This window comes from Paraburkholderia phymatum STM815 (genome assembly GCF_000020045.1).
Lineage (GTDB): Bacteria > Pseudomonadota > Gammaproteobacteria > Burkholderiales > Burkholderiaceae > Paraburkholderia > Paraburkholderia phymatum.
Window position 1 is genome coordinate 1,020,629 of sequence record NC_010625.1, and the last position, 20,477, is coordinate 1,041,105.

At 61.9% G+C, this 20,477-nt stretch carries 18 protein-coding genes and 2 pseudogenes; 4 read left to right on the top strand and 16 right to left on the bottom strand.

The window, feature by feature from the left end; all coding sequences use genetic code 11:
• Nucleotides 1-75: 75 nt before the first annotated feature.
• From BPHY_RS32075 to BPHY_RS32085, 3 genes are all read right to left on the bottom strand, one after another.
• Nucleotides 76-1,086 (bottom strand): ornithine carbamoyltransferase, encoded by a 1,011-nt coding sequence (locus BPHY_RS32075; protein WP_012405631.1) that lies wholly within the window; start codon nt 1,084-1,086, stop codon nt 76-78.
• A gap of 40 nt (nt 1,087-1,126) precedes the next feature.
• Entirely contained in the window at nt 1,127-2,380 is a 1,254-nt protein-coding gene (arcA, locus tag BPHY_RS32080; protein WP_012405632.1) for an arginine deiminase, read from the bottom strand.
• Between the two features lie 288 nt (nt 2,381-2,668).
• Nucleotides 2,669-2,935, bottom strand: a complete 267-nt coding sequence (locus tag BPHY_RS32085) for a hypothetical protein (RefSeq protein WP_012405633.1) — start codon at nt 2,933-2,935, stop codon at nt 2,669-2,671.
• A gap of 729 nt (nt 2,936-3,664) precedes the next feature.
• Between BPHY_RS32085 and speC the strand changes: the two genes are divergently transcribed.
• From speC to BPHY_RS32100, 4 genes and pseudogenes are all read left to right on the top strand, one after another.
• Nucleotides 3,665-6,028, top strand: coding sequence for an ornithine decarboxylase (gene speC, locus BPHY_RS32090; RefSeq protein ID WP_012405634.1), 2,364 nt, complete (start codon nt 3,665-3,667; stop codon nt 6,026-6,028).
• A gap of 32 nt (nt 6,029-6,060) precedes the next feature.
• Nucleotides 6,061-7,359, top strand: a pseudogene (potE, locus tag BPHY_RS44040) (putrescine-ornithine antiporter); the annotation flags it as partial.
• Nucleotides 7,360-7,419: 60 nt separating this feature from the next.
• Nucleotides 7,420-8,313 carry a transporter substrate-binding domain-containing protein gene (locus BPHY_RS44045; RefSeq protein ID WP_322789048.1) on the top strand — a complete coding sequence of 298 codons (894 nt, stop codon included), beginning with the start codon at nt 7,420-7,422 and terminating at the stop codon, nt 8,311-8,313.
• 18 nt (nt 8,314-8,331) lie between these two features.
• A complete protein-coding gene (locus BPHY_RS32100; RefSeq protein WP_012405636.1) occupies nt 8,332-10,647 on the top strand; it encodes an Orn/Lys/Arg family decarboxylase in 2,316 nt (771 codons plus the stop codon).
• Between the two features lie 22 nt (nt 10,648-10,669).
• Here the strand turns inward: BPHY_RS32100 and BPHY_RS32105 are convergent, their stop codons facing one another.
• The 13 genes and pseudogenes from BPHY_RS32105 to BPHY_RS32160 form a co-directional block, all read right to left on the bottom strand.
• Nucleotides 10,670-11,176 carry a hypothetical protein gene (locus BPHY_RS32105; RefSeq protein ID WP_012405637.1) on the bottom strand — a complete coding sequence of 169 codons (507 nt, stop codon included), beginning with the start codon at nt 11,174-11,176 and terminating at the stop codon, nt 10,670-10,672.
• A 25-nt stretch (nt 11,177-11,201) separates the two neighbouring features.
• A complete protein-coding gene (locus BPHY_RS32110) occupies nt 11,202-11,789 on the bottom strand; it encodes a BPSL1445 family SYLF domain-containing lipoprotein (RefSeq protein WP_012405638.1) in 588 nt (195 codons plus the stop codon).
• A gap of 75 nt (nt 11,790-11,864) precedes the next feature.
• Nucleotides 11,865-12,164, bottom strand: a pseudogene (locus BPHY_RS43475) (DUF2252 family protein); the annotation flags it as partial.
• A gap of 415 nt (nt 12,165-12,579) precedes the next feature.
• Nucleotides 12,580-13,611 (bottom strand): hypothetical protein, encoded by a 1,032-nt coding sequence (locus BPHY_RS32120; RefSeq protein WP_012405640.1) that lies wholly within the window; start codon nt 13,609-13,611, stop codon nt 12,580-12,582.
• 33 nt (nt 13,612-13,644) lie between these two features.
• Entirely contained in the window at nt 13,645-14,025 is a 381-nt protein-coding gene (locus BPHY_RS32125; protein WP_012405641.1) for a potassium channel family protein, read from the bottom strand.
• A 12-nt stretch (nt 14,026-14,037) separates the two neighbouring features.
• Complete coding sequence (locus BPHY_RS32130; protein ID WP_012405642.1) at nt 14,038-15,084, bottom strand: DUF2955 domain-containing protein; 1,047 nt, start codon at nt 15,082-15,084, stop codon at nt 14,038-14,040.
• Between the two features lie 7 nt (nt 15,085-15,091).
• The gene (locus BPHY_RS32135) at nt 15,092-16,252 is read right to left on the bottom strand and encodes an HlyD family secretion protein (protein WP_012405643.1); all 1,161 of its coding nucleotides are present in this window, start codon (nt 16,250-16,252) and stop codon (nt 15,092-15,094) included.
• A complete protein-coding gene (locus BPHY_RS32140) occupies nt 16,249-17,799 on the bottom strand; it encodes an efflux transporter outer membrane subunit (RefSeq protein ID WP_012405644.1) in 1,551 nt (516 codons plus the stop codon). The genes BPHY_RS32135 and BPHY_RS32140 overlap by 4 nt, the downstream gene beginning before the upstream one ends.
• A gap of 18 nt (nt 17,800-17,817) precedes the next feature.
• Nucleotides 17,818-18,921, bottom strand: coding sequence for an AI-2E family transporter (locus BPHY_RS32145; protein ID WP_012405645.1), 1,104 nt, complete (start codon nt 18,919-18,921; stop codon nt 17,818-17,820).
• A 388-nt stretch (nt 18,922-19,309) separates the two neighbouring features.
• Nucleotides 19,310-19,567 carry a hypothetical protein gene (locus BPHY_RS32150; RefSeq protein ID WP_012405646.1) on the bottom strand — a complete coding sequence of 86 codons (258 nt, stop codon included), beginning with the start codon at nt 19,565-19,567 and terminating at the stop codon, nt 19,310-19,312.
• 265 nt (nt 19,568-19,832) lie between these two features.
• Nucleotides 19,833-19,991: a hypothetical protein gene (locus BPHY_RS42135; protein ID WP_157686880.1), complete on the bottom strand. Its 159-nt coding sequence runs from the start codon at nt 19,989-19,991 to the stop codon at nt 19,833-19,835.
• A gap of 8 nt (nt 19,992-19,999) precedes the next feature.
• Nucleotides 20,000-20,206 carry a tautomerase family protein gene (locus tag BPHY_RS32155; RefSeq protein ID WP_012405647.1) on the bottom strand — a complete coding sequence of 69 codons (207 nt, stop codon included), beginning with the start codon at nt 20,204-20,206 and terminating at the stop codon, nt 20,000-20,002.
• A gap of 17 nt (nt 20,207-20,223) precedes the next feature.
• On the bottom strand, nt 20,224-20,454 hold the full coding sequence (locus BPHY_RS32160; protein ID WP_012405648.1) for a tautomerase family protein: 231 nt from the start codon (nt 20,452-20,454) through the stop codon (nt 20,224-20,226).
• Nucleotides 20,455-20,477 lie beyond the last annotated feature (23 nt).

The window sequence follows — 20,477 nt, forward strand, 5'->3', positions numbered from 1 at the left end:
TTGCGTCAGCGCGCCGCGCGGGCGCCCCGGACAGGCGCCGCATGGCGGCGATCATCCTCGCGCGATGCCAATACGCTAGATATCGGCGAGGGTCGACACGAGGATGGCCTTGATCGTATGCATGCGGTTTTCGGCCTGCTCGAACGCAATGTTGTAATCCGACTCGAACACCTCTTCGGTGACTTCGATGCCATTCGCCAGATTCGGATAGCGTTCTGCGATCTGCTGACCGACCTTGGTCTCGCAGTTGTGGAACGCAGGCAGGCAGTGCATGAAGCGGGTTCGAGGGTTGCCCGTCGATTCGATCAGCGCCTTGTTCACCTGATAAGGCAGCAAGGCCTTGATTCTTTCGTCCCAGGCTTCGACGGGTTCGCCCATCGACACCCACACGTCCGTGTGAATGAAGTCCACCATCTTCACGGCTTCTCGCGGGTCTTCCGTGAGCGTCATGCGCGCGCCGCTTTCCTTCGCGAATTGCCGGCACGCGTCGAGATGCCCTTCGTTCGGCCACAGCGCCTTCGGCGCAGCGATGCGCACGTCCATGCCCAGCTTCGCACCGATCAGCAACAGCGAATTGCCCATGTTGTTGCGTGCGTCGCCGAGGTACGCGTAGCTGATGTCGTGCAACGGCTTGTCGGCATACTCGCGCATCGTCAGCACGTCGGCGAGCATCTGCGTCGGATGGTATTCGTCCGTCAGGCCGTTGAAGATCGGCACAGACGCATAGTTCGCGAGTTCTTCGACAGTTTCCTGACTGTACCCGCGATATTCGATTGCATCGAACATGCGGCCCAGCACGCGCGCCGTGTCCTTCATGCTCTCCTTGTGTCCGATTTGTGACGACGTGGGATCGATATACGTCACGTGCGCACCCTGATCGTGCGCGGCGACCTCGAACGCGCACCGCGTGCGGGTCGAGGTCTTTTCGAAGATCAGCGCAATGTTCTTGCGCTGCAGATGCTGCTGTTCCGTGCCTGCGTATTTGGCGCGCTTGAGATCGCGCGACAGATCCAGCAGGTAGCGCAGCTCTCTCCCGCTGTGGTGCATCAGACTCAAAAGGCTACGGTTGCGCAGATTGAAAGCCATCAGTTGTCTCCATTGTCGGGCAGACGCGGCACGCCGCCGCTCAGTAATCGACAGGGTCGCGGGCGATCGGACAGGTCATGCAATGCCCACCGCCACGCCCGCGCCCGAGTTCGCTGGCCGCGATCGTAATCACCTCGACGCCGGCCTTACGGAGCAGCGTGTTGGTGAACGTGTTGCGGTCGTAACCGATCACGACTCCGGGTTCCACACACACCATGTTGTTGCCGTCGTCCCATTGCTCGCGTTCGGCCGCAAAGCGGTTGCCGCCCGTTTCGACGACCCGCAGCTCTTTCAGGCCCAACGCGTCGCCGACCGCCTTGATGAACGGCTTGTCTTCGCGCTGGATGTTCATACCGTAAGACGCGTTTTCGTCGGGCCGGATCGTGAAGGTGACGATCTTCCCGACTACGTCCGGAAACACCGTGACAAGATCGCGGTCGCAGAAGCTGAACACGGTGTCCAGATGCATCGCCGCACGCGACTTCGGCATGCCCGCGACCAGCACCTGGTCGGCGGCGCCCTTCTCGAACAGCGCCCGTGCGACCTGCCCGATTGCCTGGCGCGACGTGCGCTCGCCCATTCCGATCAACACAATGCCTTTGCCGATCGGCATCACGTCGCCGCCTTCGAGCGTCGAGGCGCCGTGATCGACATCGGGGTCGCCCCACCACACTTCGAAGTTCGCATTGGCGAAGGTCGGATGAAACTTGTAGATCGCCGCTTCGAGCAGCGTTTCCTGTCGCCGTGCGGGCCAGTACATCGGGTTCAGCGTCACGCCGCCATAGATCCAGCACGTGGTGTCGCGCGTAAACACCGTGTTGGGTAGCGGCGAAAGCAGGAAACTGGAGTAATCCAGATACTCGCGGAACAGCTTCACGACGGGCGCGTCGCTGCCCGGAATATCGTCGAGCGACAGGCCGCCGATCAGAAATTCGGCGAGCCGGCGCGAATCCAGTTCGTTCATCCACGCGCGCACCTCGCTACTGAGACCCACGCCAACGCTATCGTCGCTGACTCTTCTGTCGAGTATCCATTTGCGCGCTTCGGGAATGTCCAGCGTCTGCGTGAGGAGGTTGTGCACATCCAGCACCTCCACGCCACGCTCGCGCATCTTCGTCACGAAGTCGAAGTGATCGCGCTTGGCCTGACTCACCCAGATCACGTCGTCGAACAGCAGTTCGTCGCAGTTGCTGGGGGTCAGCCGCTGATGAGCAAGCCCTGGCGAAGAAACCATGACCATGCGCAGCTTGCCGACTTCGGAGTATGCCCCGAGCCTGGTGATTTCCGCAGTCATCGCGTTCTCCCTTGTTCAGATAGGAGTGTCAGGAGTCCGTTAACAATGAGTTCCTTGCGTTGGTCGACGAGTGCTTCTACCGATTCCCTGCTTTCCCGCCATTACCGTCTTTCGAATCGGCACGCCGTCTGCAGATCATTCTGGTAGATGAAACCATTTTGTTCAAGATTCCAAATAAATGACGTATGAATATGGATCACACCGCGTGAGCGGCGTGATAGAAGATGAAAATATCCCGCCGATATTTTCATAAAATGGACTGACCAGGCAGCTTACGGGCTTGTCCGATCATTGGGTGCTTCCGTAGCGAGCGGCAGCGATAGCCGCATCGCGCTCTTTCTTGGCTTCGGCTTTCTTGTGGTCATAAACCTTCTTTGCCGCCGCCACCTTCTTGTCATAGGCACGATTCGCGGCCGCTTCTTGCTGACGCATCTTGACGATCGCATCGTTGCTGCCCGCATTCTCGGCAGGCGCCGATGCTGCATCGTTCTGTGCCCATGCGGTCAGTGCGAGTGACAATGCGACAGCGGACAGCATAAGTCTGATGTACATCATGATCTTCTCCAGAGGATGAACCCACCGTTACAGGACCAGTTGTTGAAGGAACGTGGAGATATCGCGCGAACGCGCATTGCGCAAGGACACATGCGCAGTCGCCAGCGCTGCCGTCCGGCGGATGGAACATGAATATGGACCGCGTACCAAGGGGTCCGTCGGCTGTTATAGGTGACGGGGAGCGCTGTCGCAAGCGACTGTCGCGCTTTCGACACTGACGCGGTCCATCCGTCTGCATGCTACGCAAAGCTCAACCATTCAACCCACATAGCCGACTGGAAAATATCGCCACTGATCCGACGGCGCAAATGAAAATCCACTTTGGCCCGATCCATCATCACGCTTTTCTTTAAGCGACTTATGACCTGCATGGCAGTCAAATCACGATTTCGAACGCTTAAAAACTTGCATTGTCCGAAAAGCTTTCCAACTATATACGTATCACGTGCAACCTATGCATCGACGCGGCCCGTTGCCGAACACGGTTAAAACCAGAAGACCGAGAGCCAATTGGCAGTCCGGCTCCTGCATCGCATTGTCGAGTAGCACAACTCAGGTAGACGCAGTGTGTGGTTGACCTTCCCGCTTCCCGTTCGACCGTAACAAGAAGCTTGCTCACAACGCTGAATGCAGTCGGCTGATGAACCCGTGCGCGCGGAACGGCGGCGGCCGCTTCGCTGCTGCGTCGAGTTCGCACGCTCTCGAAAGCCCGGCGAAGAAGGAGTGACTATGGTCCCTCGATCCATCAAAGCGCCAACCATTCCGATTGCCTTCCACAAGCTATTGAAGGTCGTCGCCATCGTGGATGGCAACGACGCGCAGAGCGGCGAATTGCTGGCGGAGATCACCGCGGAGCATTACCGTGTCGAAGTGACCGACAGCTACACACGCGATGTCAACGAAGATGCCGATGTCGGCGCCTACATCATCCTCATCGACGGGGCACGCCTCGAGCCGGCGCGCAAGCTCGCCGCGGCCGTGCGGTCGCTCGGCTTCCGTACGCCGCTCTGGGCGCTGGCCAACACACACCGGCTGTCGGATCTCGCAGTGACGGGCGGACTCGGCGAAGTCGACGGCTATATCTATCTGGGACAGCAATCGCCCATTTTCTACGCGAAGCAGGTGATGGGGAGCCTCGTCAAATACGGCTTGAGTCTGCTGCCGCCCTTCTTCGGCGGACTCGTCGCGTACGACGCGGAAGCGAACATCGCATTCGATTGCCCCGGTCATCAGGGCGGGCAGTTTTATCGGAAGTCGCCCGCCGGCCAGCTGTTCTTCAAGCACTTCGGCGAAAGCATTTTCAGAAACGACCTCTGCAATGCCGATGTCGATCTCGGCGACCTGCTGATTCACGAAGGCGCCGCGGCCGACGCCCAGCGCCACGCCGCCGAGGTATTCGGCGCTGACCAGACCTATTTCGTGCTCAACGGAACCAGCACGTCCAACAAAATCGTGACAGGCGCGGTGCTCAAACGCGGCGACCTCGTGCTCTTCGACCGCAACAATCACAAATCGCTGCATCAGGGCGCGCTGGTGCAGGCAGGCGCCATTCCCATCTTCCTGCCGACATCGCGCAACGCGTTCGGCATGATCGGCGCCGTCGACTGGGAGGCATGGAGCGAAGATTATCTGCGCGAGCAGATCCGCAACAGCCCGCTCGTCGAAGATCGCGAACGCGCCGGCGCCGCACGTCCGTTCCGGCTCGCCTGCATTCAGCTCGCGACCTACGACGGAACGATCTACAACGTCCGCAAAGTGCTGGAACGGATCGGCCACCTGTGCGACTACGTGCTGTGGGATGAAGCGTGGATTGGTTACAACGCGTTCCATCCGCTGTTCAACGATCACAGCCCGATGCGGCTGAAGGACCTGACGCCCGACATGCCTGGCCTGTTCTCCACCCAGTCCGTTCATAAGCAGGGTGCCGGTTTTTCGCAGGCGTCCCAGGTTCATAAGCGAGACGAGCATATTCGCGGACAGAAGCGCTATATCGAACACAAACGTTTCAACGAATCGTTCCTGATCCACGCAAGCACCTCGCCCTTCTATCCGCTGTTCGCATCGCTCGACGTCAACGCCAAAGTCCACGAAGGCAAAGCGGGAGAAATGCTCTGGGACAGCTGCATCGAACTCGGCATCGAGGCGCGCAAGAAGTTTCGCCAGTTCGCGCGCCACTATGAGGTGACGGGCAGGAACGCGCAGGAACAATGGTTCTTCGATCCTTTCGTGCCGGACGTCGTCGATATCCGCAATTCGAATTTCATGGCCGATGCGTCGAATGTCATGTGGGAAGACATTCCGACGGATGTCATCAAGCACGAGCAGCAATGCTGGGAGTTCCGTCCGGAAGCGGCGTGGCACGGCTACACGGGTTACGCCGACGGCTATGTGATGGCGGACCCGAACAAGCTGAATCTGCTGACACCGGGCATCGACCGGAAGACGGGCGAATATCTCGACTTCGGCGTGCCAGCGACGGTGGTGGCGAATTATCTGCGCGAGGAAGGGATCGTCCCCGAGAAGTGCGACCTGAACAGCCTGCTCTTCCTGATGACGCCCGCCGAAGACGAAAGCAAGCTGAACACGCTGATCGCACGCTTCGTCAAGTTCAAGAACCTGTGGGACCGCGATGCCGCGCTGGCGGAAGTCCTGCCTTCGTTGTGCGCGGCGCACGGAAGTCGTTACCAGGGCTACACGCTGCGCCAGGTGTGCAACGAGATGCACACGTTCTATCGAGAGGCCAACGTGAAGAACCTGCAGAGACTGTGCTTCCGCGCGTCGAGCTTCCCGGAACTGGCGATGTCGCCGAAAGAAGCCTATGAAGCGCTCGTCGCAAACCGCGTCGACTACGTGCCGCTCGATCAGGCAAAGAACCGCATTTCCGCCACGCTGGCGCTGATCTATCCGCCAGGCATCGGCGTCGTGCTGCCCGGCGAACGTTGGGATGACCGTGCCCAACCGATGCTGGATTACTTCATGGCGTTTCAGGAATCGTTCAATCGCTTCCCCGGCTTCAATTACGAAGTCCAGGGCGTGTTCCAGGAACGCGAAGACGGTCGCATCCGTTTCTATACGTACGTGGTCAGTGAATAAGCGATACGGCAAAGCCACCAAGGAGTGGAGTCATGGCTGATCAACCGAAAAAAATGAACGTCGTGCAACTGACGTTCATCGTTACCGTGAACATGATGGGCTCGGGCATCATCATGTTGCCTACCAATATGGCGAAAGTCGGCGCGATCTCGCTGCTGTCGTGGATCGTGACGGCGCTGGGCTCGATGGCGATCGCCTACGGCTTCGCGCAGGCAGGCATCATCAACCAGCGCGCGGGCGGCATGGCTGCGTATGCGGAAGACGCGTACGGCAAGCCCGGCTACTTCCAGGTGTTCTTCCTGTATTTCCTGTCGCTGGCGATCGCCAACGTCGCCGTCGCGAGTTCCGCGCTCGGCTATCTGGCGGCGTTCTTCCCCATTCTGACCGCGTCGCCCCTGGCGACCTGCATCGGCGTGATCGCGCTGTTGTGGATCACCACGGCGGCCAATTTCGGCGGGCCGAAGCTGACGGGGCGCATCGGCTCGATCACCGTCTGGGGCGTGATTCTGCCTGTCGGCTTCATGTCGATTGCCGGATGGTTCTGGTTCAAGCCCGGCCTCTTCGCCGCCGCATGGAATCCGCAAGGACTGCGGCTCATCGACGGCATGGGCTCCAGTATCGCGCTGACCTTGTGGGCGTTCCTCGGGATGGAGTCGGCGGTGCAGAACTCGTCGGCCGTCGAGAACCCGAAGCGCGACGTGCCGCTCGCCTGCCTGTTCGGCACGCTCGGCGCCGCGGTCATCTACGTGCTGTCGACAACCGCGATCCAAGGCATCGTGCCCAACGCCGACCTCGCGAAATCGACGGGTCCGTTCGGTCTCGCGTTCGCGCATATGTTCAGCCCCATGATCGGCTCGATCGTGATGGCGCTAGCGGCAATGGCCTGCGTCGGCTCGCTGCTCGGCTGGCAGTTCACGCTCGCGCAGACCGCGAAGGACGCGGCCGACAGCAACATGTTCCCGTCGATTTTCAGCAAGGCCAGTCATAATGGCGCGCCGATTCCGGGCATGATCATCATGGGTATCGTGCAGTCGCTGATGGCGCTGTCGACGATTTCGCCCAACCTGGCCGAGCAGTTCGCGGCGCTCGTCAATCTCGCCGTGGTGACGAACGTGTTGCCTTACATCATCTCGCTGTCGGCGCTGTTCGTGATGATGCGCGACGCGGGCACGGAACCCGCTGTCTACCGGCGCAACGGCATCGTCGCCGTGATCGCGATGGTCTACTCGGTCTACGCGCTCTATGCGTCGGGCAAGGATGCCGTGCTTGGCGGCATGCTGGTGATGGCAATCGGCTACGTGATCTACGGTTTCATCGCGCCGCGTCTGTCGCTGCTGGGCGCCAAGGCCCGCAAGCCGACCATCGCTGCGGCCAGCATCATTGCCTTCCTCGTGCTCTGCGCCCCGGCTCCGCGCCCGGCGCATGCAGCGGGCGCGAGTGCCGCGCAGTCGGGCGCACTCGCGCGGATCAAGCAAACGGGCAAGATCAACATCGGCTATGTCGACGTGGCGAGCCCGTTCGTCTACCGCGACAGCGAAGGCCGCGCGGTGGGCTACCTGGCAGGCATCTGCCAGGGCGTCGCAGACCAGGTAAAGAGCAGACTGAGCCTTCCCGCGCTGACCGTGAACTGGATACAGGTCTCTTCCGACGAACGCTACCGCGCGCTGCAGGATCACCGGATCGACCTGTTGTGCGGCGATCCTGAAACGCTGACGGGCCGCCAGTTCATCAGCTATTCCGTGCCCGTCTATCCGGGCGGCGTCGGCGCGTTGATGCGCACGGATGCGGCACGCGGGCTCAAGGAACTGCTGAGCGGCGCCGACATCGAGGCTCATGGCCCGATCTGGCGTGCGTCGCCCGCGCAGTTGCTGAACGCGCAGACGTTCTCGGCCGTGAAGGATACGCCCACGGCGCGCTGGCTCAACGACCGCATCAGGGAGTTCAAGCTGACCGCGCGCGTCGTCACTGTGTCGAGTCATGAAGAAGGCGTACGGCAAGTGCTCGACCGGAAAACCAATGTTTTCTTCGCGGAGCGGCAGATCCTGCAGGATGCCGTCAAGCGCAGCACGGCATCGGACAGCCTGCAGGTCCTGCAGCGCCGCTTCACCGTCGTGCTCGTGTCGCTCGGCGTCGCGCGCGAGGACGAAGACATGCGTCTGTTCGTCGATCAATCGCTGAGCAAGATGTATACGTCGGGTGCCTATCGCGGGCTCTTTGTGAAGTGGTTCGGCGAGCCGGATGAGGACACGAAGAAGTTCTATCGGGCGGCTATCTTGCCCGAGTAAACCACGAGGGGAATCCACATGTCTTCCGCGACGGAATCCGTCTATCGCCGCCTCGGTATGAAGGCGCTGCTGGTGCATCACGCATCCGACGCGCGCACGGCAAGCGGGCGCGCTGCGCAGTCGCTCGCAGACGAACTCGAAGAACGGCACGTGCGCGTTGTAACGGCAGCATCCGCCGACGACGCCGTGTCCGTGATCCGCTCTGATCCGTTGATCCAGTGTCTGCTGCTGAGCTGGGAACTCGGTGACGACGAAACGCATCAACAGGCGCAGAGCGTGCTCGATGCGCAGCGGGTGCGCAGCGCAACCGTCCCGATCTTCCTGCTCGCCAGCCGCACGAGCGCCGCGACGATCCCCGTCGACGCTATGCAGAAAGCCGACGACTTCATCTGGATGCTGGAAGACACCACGTCGTTCATCGCCGGCCGGATCATTGCTTCGATCGATCGCTACCGCGAGTCCGTGCTGCCGCCGATGTTCGGCGCGCTCGCGCGCTTTTCGAAGGTATTCGAATATTCGTGGCACACGCCGGGGCACACAGGCGGCACGGCATTCATGAAGTCGACCGTCGGCCAGGCGTTCTTCGAATTCTTCGGCGAACAGCTATTCCGTTCCGACCTGTCCATTTCTGTCGGCGAACTCGGCTCGCTGCTCGACCATAGTGGTCCGATCGGCGAAAGCGAGCGCTACGCTGCGCGCGTGTTCGGCTCGCATCGCACATATCACGTGACCAACGGCTCGTCGATGTCGAACCGTGTGATCCTGATGGCAAGCGTGACGCGCAATCAGATCGCACTATGCGACCGCAACTGCCACAAGTCTGCGGAACATGCGATGACGATGTCGGGCGCGATACCGACGTATCTGATTCCATCGCGCAACCGTTACGGCATCATCGGCCCGATCATGCCCGAGCGGCTCACGGCGGCGGCGATTCGTCTGCTGATCGACCAGAACCCGCTCGTCAGGGACCGCGATGGCGTGGACCCCACGCCCGTCCATTCCCTCGTGACGAATTCGACTTACGACGGACTGTGCTACAACGTGACGCGCCTCGAGGAACTGCTGGGCGAAAGCGTCGACCGCCTGCATTTCGACGAAGCCTGGTATGGCTATGCGCGTTTCAATCCGCTCTACAAGGACCGTTTCGCGATGCACGGCGACCCGGCCGATCACGACGCGTCGAAACCAACCGTGTTCGCCACGCACTCGACGCACAAGCTGCTCGCGGCGCTGTCGCAGGCCTCGTTCATCCATATCCGCGACGGCCGCAATCCCATCGAACACGCACGCTTCAACGAGTCATACATGATGCATGCGTCGACTTCGCCGCAATACGCGATCATTGCGTCGAACGACGTCAGCGCCGCGATGATGGACGGGCCCGGCGGCGAAGCGCTCACGGGCGACGCGATCCGCGAAGCGGTCGCATTCCGGCAGATGCTCGGCAGGCTGCATGCAAAATTCGACGAACAGGGCGACTGGTTCTTCGATGGCTGGCAACCTGAAGTCGTCGTCAATCGTCACACGGGACGCCGCACGCCTTTCCACGAAGCCGACGAAGAACTGCTCGCGACCGATCCCTCGTGCTGGGTCCTCCATTCCAACGATGCATGGCACGGCTTCGGCGAGATCGAAGACGGCTACTGCATGCTCGATCCGATCAAGGTGTCGATCCTGACGCCGGGCGTCGCGCCGCACGGCGGGCTGTTGTCGGTCGGCATTCCGGCTTGCGTCGTGACCGCGTATCTCGCCCGGCACGGCATCGTCGTCGAAAAGACCACCGACTTCACGATCCTGCTGCTGTTTTCCATCGGCATCACCAAGGGCAAGTGGGGAACGCTCGTCAACACGCTGCTCGACTTCAAGCGCGATTACGACGCCAATCTGCCCCTCGACCAGGCGTTGCCGAAACTGCCCGCCACCTGGCCGGAGCGATACAGCCGTCTCGGCCTGCGCGATCTGTGCGATCTGATGTTCGGCGCGATGAACGACCTGAAAACCACCGAGATGATGTCGCGTGGCTTCTCGACGCTGCCGCACCCCGAGTACAGCCCGCAGGAAGCGTACGAACTGCTGGTTCACAACGAAGTAGAGGCGCTCGATCTGTCGCAGATGGAAGGCCGCACGGTGGCAAATGCAGTCGTGCCGTACCCGCCCGGCATTCCGCTGCTGATGCCCGGCGAGAATGCGGGCCCCGCCGACGGGCCCTTGCTCGGCTATCTGAAAGCGCTCGAACGGTTCGACCTGCGCTTCCCGGGCTTCACGCACGACACACATGGCGTCGAAGTAGAGGACGGTGTGTATCGCATCGCCTGCATCAAGAAGAAGTAAGCGGCACGCAGCCGGCGCACGCTTAGAACCTGCTGCGCCGGCTCGGATCGCGCATCGGATCCGGCTCTTTCTGCGTCTGCCGCAAGATGCCCTGGTCGTCGAAATAGAAGTGGAAGATCATGTAGTAGACGTTGTTCTCCATATATCGGTACGACCAGACTTCGCGCTTCATCAGCTTGAAATAGGCTGTCTCGAACGGACGGCCGAAGTTGACGAGCACGTCGTCGCGCGTCCACTTGCCGACTTCGGCGCGATAGAACTCGCTCTCCTGCAGCACCTGGCGAACGCTGACCACCTTGCCCGACGCATCGATATCGGCCGCCGTCGTGGTCGTGCCCATCGGCTGCGTCGGCCACATCAATCGCTTGCCGCCGTTCGGCAACGCATAGGTTTCTTTGGGCTGTCCCAAGCGGGCGATGACGGTCGACTGATCGGCGCCTGCTTCGACCTGTTGATGCGGCTGGGCGCATCCCGCGAGTACCGATGCGGCCGCACACAACGCCATGAACGTGATCCCGCTGTTCATCATGTCTCTCCCCGCTCGAGCCCCGGCTTCAGATGTTCAGCCGCGAAACCTTGGTGCCTGCGAGCGATATGTCGCCCATCAGGCCGGCATTGGTCATCACAATCGCTTCGACGGGCGCAGTGGCCGTTGTCGTATCGATCTCGCCGTTTGCGCCGACCTTCAACAGTGCAACCGAGCCTTCGCCGCCCACCGACCAGCCTTTCGAATTGCGGAAGTTGCTGAGCGCGTCATGCGTCATGAACAGGAACACGATGGCCTTCGATTGCGCGCCCGCCTGCAAGCCGAAGGATCCCGATATCGTTTTGTAATAGGCCACGGTTTTGCCGCCGACGTGCAACGAGCCCTCGCCGTACTCGCCGCCCGCGACGAAGCCGACCTTGATGACGGACGGGAATACGAGCACGCCGTTCGCCTTGGCGACGAGTTCCTTCGAGCCCTTGACTGTCGAGTAGAGCTTCGAGAGCGTGCCGCGTACCTTGGCATCGATTTCCTGCCGCTTCGCTGCGTCGGACTCGGCGGCTGAGGCAGCGCGCATCGCCGTAGGGAAGCCTGCCGGTGCCAGTCCTGCGAGGGCTAGCCCGGCGGCGCTGGATTGCAAGAAGTTTCGTCTGCGCATGGTCATCTCCAACATGGTGAGGGGAATTGGTGTTGCTGTAACGGCCGATGCCGGCAGCATCGTTGCCTTGCACGCCTAAAAGCGGAAACCGGCCGCCATGTCTTCGTGCGTGCGCGCTTCGAGCTGCCCCGACCGGCAGGCTGCGGCGAATCGCTCGTAGTCCTGCTCGACCTGATCGGCGTAGCGGTTCGAAAAGTGCCCTCCCAGCGGCCCTTTCGCCCAGCCGACAGACGGATCGCTGGCCGCCTGCATCAAGCGCTGGCCTTCGACGATGCGCTGTCCCTCATGGCCGTTCTTGCGCTTGCCGCGATATCGCGCGATGACGGATTGCGACGCCTCCTTGAACTGCAAAAACAGCGGCTTTCCGTGCCGATCCCTGCCGCGAAAGAACACAAACGGTGACGCGAGTATTCTTCCGTAGGCCAGCGGCACCAGCCGCTCGACTCTGCCCGCACTGTTGAGCTTGAGAAGCTCGACGGCATCGCGATCGACGTTGCCCACCTCGCTCTGCCGGCTACGCGGTACGCGTGCGGGTGCGACAGCGCTGCCGCTTTTCCCCAGGGTTGCAGCCCTTTCGATCTTCATGGACTTTTTCATGGCGTGCATACCGGTTGTTTTGATCTGCCGCTGACCTGCGCGCAGGCGGCTGCTGCGCTCATCGCAATGCCGAACAGACGCGTGTCAGGTTAAAGAATAGGCTTCGCGCATACGGCTTGAAATGAGACCTTGGTCCAATAGTGGCGATACGGCGCGGCGCAATGCTGCCGCGGACCGGCCCGATCGCACAGCGCTAGAAACTCACCGCGAACCCGAACGACACGCCGTGAACGTTGTGTCCGAACACGTACCGGACCATCGCTCGCGTTCGGGTAATGACGATCGGATATCGGCTGCTGTCGAGCTCCAGACCGACGCCCAACGACGTGAGGTCGTTGAATCCCAGCACGCCCGCACTGTCGCCGAAGTAATGCGAATACGCGAACTCCAGCACATAGCGCACGGGACGGTCCAGTGCGTGCCAGCCCGTCGGCGCGCGCCAGCGCGTCCAGAGACTGAGTTGCTGCGCCGTCGCCGAACCCTGAACTGCGTCGGAGCCGCCGAAGCTGCGCAGATAGATATCCGTGGCGCGCAATTCGGCATCGATTTCGTAGTTCTCGCGATAGTGCTCGTAATCGAGCACCAGCGAGCCGCCGTAGCCATACGCGTCCAGATATCCATTGTTCAGAAACTGCAGGTTGCTGTCCGTCACGCGGTTGAAGATCGACTGCCCGACTCTCAGATCGCTCGATACGCGCCCGAGCGTACCGTTGATGATGGGACGGAACACGAGTTCATCGGTGATGCGAAAGTCCCAGCCCAGCCCCACCGTGCCGCTAAACGTGTTCCATTTGGTCGGCACCTCGCGCTGCTCGGCGCCGTCCGTCGCGATGAAGGTCGGGTCGTAGCGGCTATACGCGATGGTGCCCTCCATGTACAGCGGAAAGGTCCGGCTTAGCGTGAAGCCGCCCCCCAGTTGCGTCTGGCCGAAACCGGGGTTGCCCGTCGCGCCGCTGTTGATCGACAGCGAACTGGTCGTCACGTCGGGGACGGTCGTGTAGGACATGACGGCAAGCACGGCGTCGGCATGCCGCTTCACATTTCCACCGACGACCGTGCGATCCGACAGTTGTCCCCCTGCCGCCTGCGCATGCGACTGACAAGGCAACCAGGCGATCAGCAAAGCCGCGCCCCATGTCCATAGCCTGCGAACCACACCGGCGTTGGCACGGGCGAACCGAACGTCCGCTCGTCCGTGCGCCGGTCTGATGGTAGGCACTTGCATAACCCGCTCCTGTCGATTTCCATCCTCTGACAACTACGCTTCAGCGCCCGCCCTTCGCGCCGCTTCGTGCACGCCACGCACAGCGGCAGCGACGATCAACCCTGTGAACACCACGCCGATCAGCCCAAGCAGGACGGCATCGATACGGCCGAATATCGAAGTGGGCACCACATCGCCGAAACCGATGGTCAACGCCGTAATGGCGCAGAAGTACACGGTTTCGGCCATCGTCGACGGAGTGCGGTTCGCCGTTTCGACGGGACCGCCGTAGCGATACATGCCGATCGTCAGCAGGATGAAGAGCAGCAGAAGTCCCGCCAGGATCGCCCGTAGATACCACAGGGTCCGGGCCATTTCCCGCAGGATCTCTCGAGCCCGCAGGCGCACGACGCCATCGCTTGCCGCATTGTCCATTGCAGGTTCCTCTCAGGGGCGCGGAACAGCATTGCGCGTTGACCCGGCCCGTCTTCGCCCCCGCTTCTCGAACAGCAGAAGCATGAAACACGCGTAGACCGTGACGGCCAGAAAGAGCCACATCCGCACGGCAAACGCGGTGTACACGTCTTTACCCGCGACACTGTCCTGCACGGATTGCCCGAGCAGAATGATCATCGTCACGAGACTGTTCAGCCAGAAACTGGCCGAATAACGCGTCGGACTGAGGCCATTGAGCTTGCGTCCCACCAGCAGGCCGATCAGCATCATCCACAGAAAGAACATCCAGAGGTCTACGAATAGCCGGAGTGCGAACCAGACCACGATGGCGAGCAGACCGCCGAGCAGCGTGGAGCCGATCAGATCGCGTGCCGCGTTGCGCGCCGTCGTCGTGCAGGTCTGTCGGCCGAGGCTCACCGACTTCATGATGATCGGCATGTAACTCGCCGGATCGGCCATCGCCAGCAGATAGGCGGGCAACACCACGAGCGTGGCGCGCAGCGCGATGGCCTCGGCCTGGTCGCCGGACATGGCACGCGCGGCGGGCTTCGGACCCGCGCTCACATGTTCCGGAAACAGTGCGTGAGCGAGAGCCGACACCAGCACCGCAAGCAAGAGCCCCTTCGTCAACGCGCCAACGACTGTCGCCGCGAGCTGGAGGTCGGCTGTGCCCGCTGCGGAGATCATCGTCAGTCCTGCCGCCAGAAAGGTCGCGACCAGATTGTTGCCGCCGCGCAGTCCGTAACGAAAAGCCAGAAACAGCATCAGCGCCGTCATCATCACGCCGGCAAACGCGTAATGGCGCAGCAATGGCACGAGCAGCAGACCGCTGCCCGTCGTGACTGCCACCACCAGCGCGAGCACGACGGCCGCCTTCAGCGGCAGCGGCCGGCTCTGCGTGGCGAGCAGAAACACCGCGAACACAGGCGCGATGACGGGGATCGGCAGATCCAGCCCGAAGCTGAGCGCCAGCGAAAGCGCCGTCCCCGTAGCGATGCGCAGTGAGCGGAAGCCGGCACGCTGAAGCGCGAGCTGCATAGGTGCCTCAATACAGGTATGAAACCCAGCTCATCGCGCGCAGGAACAGGCGTCCCAGCAGATTGAGCGGATTGCCTTGACTCGGGAACGCCATCACCTCGGCCTGCCCTCCCACACGCATGTCATGCAGACGCGCGCGCTCGTTCTGATCGAATTCGACAATGACAGGAAAGCGTTGCGCGGGACGCAGCCAGTCGCGGCTGTTCTGCACCGTGGGCAGACTGCCGGGCGGCGTGCTCTGGCCCACGCTCACGCCATAACCGATGCTGCGTACACGCCCGGCGAACACTTCGCCTGGCAGCGCATCCAGTGCAATGCCGACGGGCGTGCCGGGCTGGAGGTGTCCCAGATTGTTCTCCGTCATGTCGGCGCTGATCCAGACATCGCGGATCGCGATCAACGTCATGACGGGCCCGCCCGCCGCCGCGAACTGGCCGACTTCCGTGCGCAGATCGGTGACCACGCCGCCTGAGCGCGCCTTGATCCGCGCGTTGGCGAGATCGAGCTCGGCCTTTTCGAGTGCGGCGGCGGCGCTGCGCAGCTGCGCGTTCTCCGCCTCGCTGCCGCCCTGCTGCTCGCGTGCACGCTCGACTTCGGCACGTGCGGCGGCAACCTGGCTCTGGGCCTGCTCATGCGTCGCGCGCGCCACTTCCAGACGTCGCAGCGACACGGTCCCTTCGTCTTCGCGATACAGCCGCTCCAGGCGTTCGCTGTCCTGGCGCGCCTTGACCTCGTTGGCAATCGCGGCCCGCAAGCCGGCAACCGCCGAATCGATGCCGGCCGTGCTGGCGCCGACCTGGCGGCGCGTGGACTCCAGATCGGCGCGCGCCCGATCGGCGGCGATGCGGTACGGCTCGCTATCGACCTCGAACAGCACTTGCCCCGCGTCCACTTCCTGATTGTTGTGCACGAAGACGTGCGTCACGCGTCCCGACACTTCGGCGGCCACGGGCACGACATACGCCTGCACCCGCGCCTGCTGCGTATAAGGCGTGAAGCGGTCAGCGAACAGATACCAGATCAGGCTGAGGACGATCAGGCAGACAACCCACTTCATGGCCTTGCCCGACGGATCGCCCGCGGATGAAGAGGGAGATTGCGGCGCAGATTGACGCGCGGGTTGAGACGGATCAGGCGCACCGACCTTGGGCCCGGACGTATCGCTCATCGTGAAGCACCTTCCGCCTGACTGCGCGAGACGGATGTCGAGGTCGTGTCGTTCAGCAGATCGCCCCAGTCGGTGCGTTGCCGCATCTGCTCGCGAGTCGCCGCGTCGATCAGCGGCTGATCCGTGTCCCATCCTCCCCCGAGGGCCTTGTAAAGCGCGATCAGATCGCCGACGGCATTGCTCCGGTTGACGACATAGGCGTCCTGCTGCGCGAACAGCGCGCGCTGCGCATCGAGCACACGCTGAAAGTCCGAGTAGCCTTCGCGATAGATCGTGTTGGCGAGCGTCAGCGAGCGTCGCGCGGCCCCTTGCGCGTCGTTCAGGATCGTGTCGCGCTGCAAGGCGGCAATCAGCGCGGTCGCGGCATCGTCGGCTTCGCGCGCCGCTTCGCGCACGGTGTTCTGATAGGCGACGGTCAACTGTTGCAGCCGGGCGTCCTGCACCCGCACGTTGTTGGTAATCCTTCCATGGTCGAAAATATTCCACGTGACGCTCGGACCGGCGAGAAGCGCCAGCGTGTTCGGCGAGCCGGTGAGTGAACTGGCGCTCCACACGAGCGAGCCCACCAGCGACACGGACGGATACAGGTCCGCTTTCGCCACGCCGATCTGCGCCGACTGCGCGGCCATCTGATATTCGGCGGCGCGAACGTCCGGGCGCCGCAGCAGCAGGTCGGCGGGCACGTCCTGCAGCACGGCACGGTTGACGAGCGGCACTACACCATCCTTGCCTGGCTGCGCGTCGAGTTCGGGCAGCGGTCCCGGCGGCCTGCCGAGCAGCACGGACAATGCGTGGTGCGTGAGCACGATCTGGCTTTCCAGCTCCGGGATGCTGCTCAGCGTGCCGAGATACTGCGTCTTCGCCTGCTGGAGATCGAGTTCATCTGTCTCTCCGCTCTTGAAGAGTTTTTGCGCGATATCGTAGCTGCGCTTTTGCAATTGGGCGTTCTCGCGCGCGATGCGCAGCCGGGCCTCGGCCGTGCGCATCGTGAAGTAGGTATCGGCGACCTGGGCATGCAACAGAACGAGGGCCGCCTCGCGGTTGGCCTGCGCAGCGAAGAACGCGGCATCGGCCGACTCGATCGCGCGGCTGAAACGCCCCCAGAAATCCAGCTCCCAGCCGATGCTCAAGCTCGCGCCGTACTGCCAGTAACCGCCCGATCGGGTATTGAAGCCATCGGAGCGCTTGCGCCCTCCGTAGAACACATTGCCGCTCGCCTGCTGCACCTGCGGGTAGCGCCCCGCCAGCGCGACGCCGAGTTGCGCGCGCGCCTCGAGCACACGCAGACCGGCAATCTTCAGATCGCCGTTGTTCGCATCCGCTTCGGCAATCAGCTGTTCGAGATTCGCGTCGCCGAAAATCTGCCACCACTGGCGCAGGTCGGGTTGGGCGCCCGGCTGCGTGACCTGCTCGATCGACGCACTGCGCCAGCGCTCGCTCCACGCTTCATGCTGCGGGTGGAAATCCGGTCCGACACGCATGCATCCGTTCAGGCAGACTGCCCCGAGCAGCACTGCGATTCCAGGCGGACGTGTCGCGAAAGACACAGCGTGATCCTCGCGACGCTAAGGCTGCTCTTGTGTCTGAACGCTTTTGACTTGCGGCTGGTCTCTCACCCAGCGCCAGAACAGCTCATAGCCGACTGCCAGCATCACGGGGCCGATGAAGAGGCCGATGACGCCGCCCGTGACCATCCCGCCGAGCGCGCCGATCAGCACGACAGGCATCGGCACCGCCACGCCGCGGCCCAGCAGCAAAGGCTTGAGCACGTTATCGGCGAGACCCGCGACGAAAACGTAAACCGAGAAGATGATGGTTGCCGTGCTGACGCCCTCCGTGACGATCACGAAGACGATCACGGGAACGGTGATCAACGTGGCGGGCAACTGCATGATGCCGATCAGAAGCACGGCGAGCGCGAGCAAACCCGCACCGGGGATGCCCATCACGACAAAGCCGATGCCGATCAGCAGCATCTGGATGAACGCGATGCCGACCACACCTTGCGCCACCGCGCGAATCGTGGCCGTGCACAGATCGGCGATCTGTGCTCCGTTGTCCGGGCCCGAGATCCGCGATGCAATCTGCACGGCACTGCGATAGCCCTTCTCCCCATGTGCCATGAAGATGCCCGCAACGATCAGCGCGACGAAGAAGATCAGCAGCCCGGCGCCGAGCCCTGTCACCGTTTCCAGCAGCACGACAGCTGCACCCTTGAGTTGCGGTGCGAATTTCTGCGCGAGCCCCGTGATGTCCGTCGACGCCGCCTGCCAGAAATCGTATACACGCTGGCCGACCACTGGCCAACTGGCGACCGAATCGGCAGGAGGAGGAATGCGGAAGTTGCCACTCTTGACGATACCCATCGCATGCTCGATCGAATCGGCAACGGCGAGTCCCAGCATGTACGTCGGCACGAGAATGACGCCGAACGCGATGAGAATGATCAGCGTCGCAACGAGGCCGTCCTTGCCACCCAACGCGCGGCGCAGCCGGACCTGAAGCGGATAAAGCGTGATCGCAAGAATCAGCGCCCACACCATCAGGTTGAGGAACGGAACGAAGATCCTGAAACAGAAGACGGCCAGAACCGCGATGAGCCCGGCGCGGATCAGCACATCGAGCAACTCTCGCGAGAACACCCGTTCGGTAATCGGTGTGAGCAGCATAGGTTCTTCTCCCGCCAGGTCGCCTCGCGAATCAGCACCGATCAGCCGGCAAGCTACGCGCTCGTGCAGGGCGCTGCGGATCTCGCGACCGCGCCTGAGTAGACGATTTCCGCCTCGACCATCTTGCAAATATTTCTCAACTGTTCCGGATTTTCACACGCATCGTGATAGCTGCAGTACGGCGTTCGTGCGAGTACCCGTCAGGCGAGACGCGGCGGCGGCTGAACCGCCGACGAAGCGTCCGCAACACGCTTAAATGCACAGCAGTTCCCAACCGACGCACCTGTACTATCGGACCTGCTCCCACAACATTCAATTGGACTTTGGTCGCATATCCGCACTTTTGTTTCTTGGTTCCTGTCGTGTGCGGAGCGGGTCCGGATTCGACTCAGTACTTGATGTCACGGGCCGTCTGTCGCCCTTGTTGCTTGGTATCGCGCTTGTCCTGCCGGCATTGCGAGTTGCTTTTCTGGTTCGCGGCGCGGCAATCCTGCTTGGTATGGCGTGAACCCTGGCGTGTGTCCTGCCGCACATCGCGCCCGGCACGCCGCTGTTGAGCCTGCTCCGTCGCCGACGAGTTATCCGGGGTACTGGCGAGTAGCGTCGAAGCGACGAGGGCGGCAAAGAGCAGTTTTCCATTAGCCATGACATGGTCTCCCGTCGACGTTATGCATCATTGTGTTTTGCCAGCAAGCCGCCCGGGCGCGCTTGAACGGTCGCCCCGATAACGGCGGTTTCAGCGGTTTCGACTACAGGTAGAGGATAGCCCCCGCTCCTTACGTAGTGAAGCCTGTTCAGAAAAGAATAGGCAGCGCCATCGGGGCGGCATGTGTTGCAACTGCACATTTCCAGCAACAAAGCTTTCCGGATGCCGGTCTTCATTTCAAAGGCGCTGCCTGTCTACAGTGCAGCTACTGCTTGACGAACAGGGGCGCAGGCGGTGCCGCCAGCGGATCATCGGCGGCAGGACGCGCCGCCATCTCGCGGGCCGACTGGAACGCGATATACCGGGGTTCGTAATGCGCGGGCGGCCGCGCAACGCTCACGCTGCGCGGCTGAAGCAATGCCACGGGAACAATCAGACCGGCGTCGTACGCCTGAATTCCTCCCCGTTGATGCGGCTCGATATGCTGATGTTTTCGGCCGGATGCTCATGGATGATCACATTGATGATCTTCGGATCCGAGCCGATCGAGTCGTGCGTCACCTGAATGATGTCCCGCATCAGTTGTTCGCGGCGTGCTTGTGACAGTCCCTTCTTGATATGGCATTCGATGAATGGCATGTAGCGTCTCCTGAGCTTTATTTGAGGCGTGCGATCAGTTCCTTGTCGTTTGCTGCGCCTTCGACGTATTCGGGCAGATGTTCGCCGTGCTCGACGAAATTGATGCCGCGCCCTTCGCGGAACACGACGAAAATATCCTCTTTCGTCTCACCCGTTGCTTCCCCAACGATACGTAACAGGCCCGCTGCGAGCTTGCGCTTCTGCTCGTCCGTACGACCGAAACGCATATCACACGAAATCAGTGCCATCAGTCTCTCCTGATCAGATTCGG

Excerpts from the sequence above, each read along its gene's own strand:
- BPHY_RS32075 (WP_012405631.1), bottom strand. The coding sequence starts at position 1,086 with ATGGCTTTCAATCTGCGCAACCGTAGCCTTTTGAGTCTGATGCACCAC.
- arcA (WP_012405632.1), bottom strand. The coding sequence starts at position 2,380 with ATGACTGCGGAAATCACCAGGCTCGGGGCATACTCCGAAGTCGGCAAG.
- BPHY_RS32085 (WP_012405633.1), bottom strand. The coding sequence starts at position 2,935 with ATGATGTACATCAGACTTATGCTGTCCGCTGTCGCATTGTCACTCGCA.
- speC (WP_012405634.1), top strand. The coding sequence starts at position 3,665 with ATGGTCCCTCGATCCATCAAAGCGCCAACCATTCCGATTGCCTTCCAC.
- BPHY_RS32100 (WP_012405636.1), top strand. The coding sequence starts at position 8,332 with ATGTCTTCCGCGACGGAATCCGTCTATCGCCGCCTCGGTATGAAGGCG.
- BPHY_RS32105 (WP_012405637.1), bottom strand. The coding sequence starts at position 11,176 with ATGATGAACAGCGGGATCACGTTCATGGCGTTGTGTGCGGCCGCATCG.
- BPHY_RS32110 (WP_012405638.1), bottom strand. The coding sequence starts at position 11,789 with ATGCGCAGACGAAACTTCTTGCAATCCAGCGCCGCCGGGCTAGCCCTC.
- BPHY_RS32120 (WP_012405640.1), bottom strand. The coding sequence starts at position 13,611 with ATGCAAGTGCCTACCATCAGACCGGCGCACGGACGAGCGGACGTTCGG.
- BPHY_RS32125 (WP_012405641.1), bottom strand. The coding sequence starts at position 14,025 with ATGGACAATGCGGCAAGCGATGGCGTCGTGCGCCTGCGGGCTCGAGAG.
- BPHY_RS32130 (WP_012405642.1), bottom strand. The coding sequence starts at position 15,084 with ATGCAGCTCGCGCTTCAGCGTGCCGGCTTCCGCTCACTGCGCATCGCT.
- BPHY_RS32135 (WP_012405643.1), bottom strand. The coding sequence starts at position 16,252 with ATGAGCGATACGTCCGGGCCCAAGGTCGGTGCGCCTGATCCGTCTCAA.
- BPHY_RS32145 (WP_012405645.1), bottom strand. The coding sequence starts at position 18,921 with ATGCTGCTCACACCGATTACCGAACGGGTGTTCTCGCGAGAGTTGCTC.
- BPHY_RS32150 (WP_012405646.1), bottom strand. The coding sequence starts at position 19,567 with ATGGCTAATGGAAAACTGCTCTTTGCCGCCCTCGTCGCTTCGACGCTA.
- BPHY_RS32155 (WP_012405647.1), bottom strand. The coding sequence starts at position 20,206 with ATGCCATTCATCGAATGCCATATCAAGAAGGGACTGTCACAAGCACGC.
- BPHY_RS32160 (WP_012405648.1), bottom strand. The coding sequence starts at position 20,454 with ATGGCACTGATTTCGTGTGATATGCGTTTCGGTCGTACGGACGAGCAG.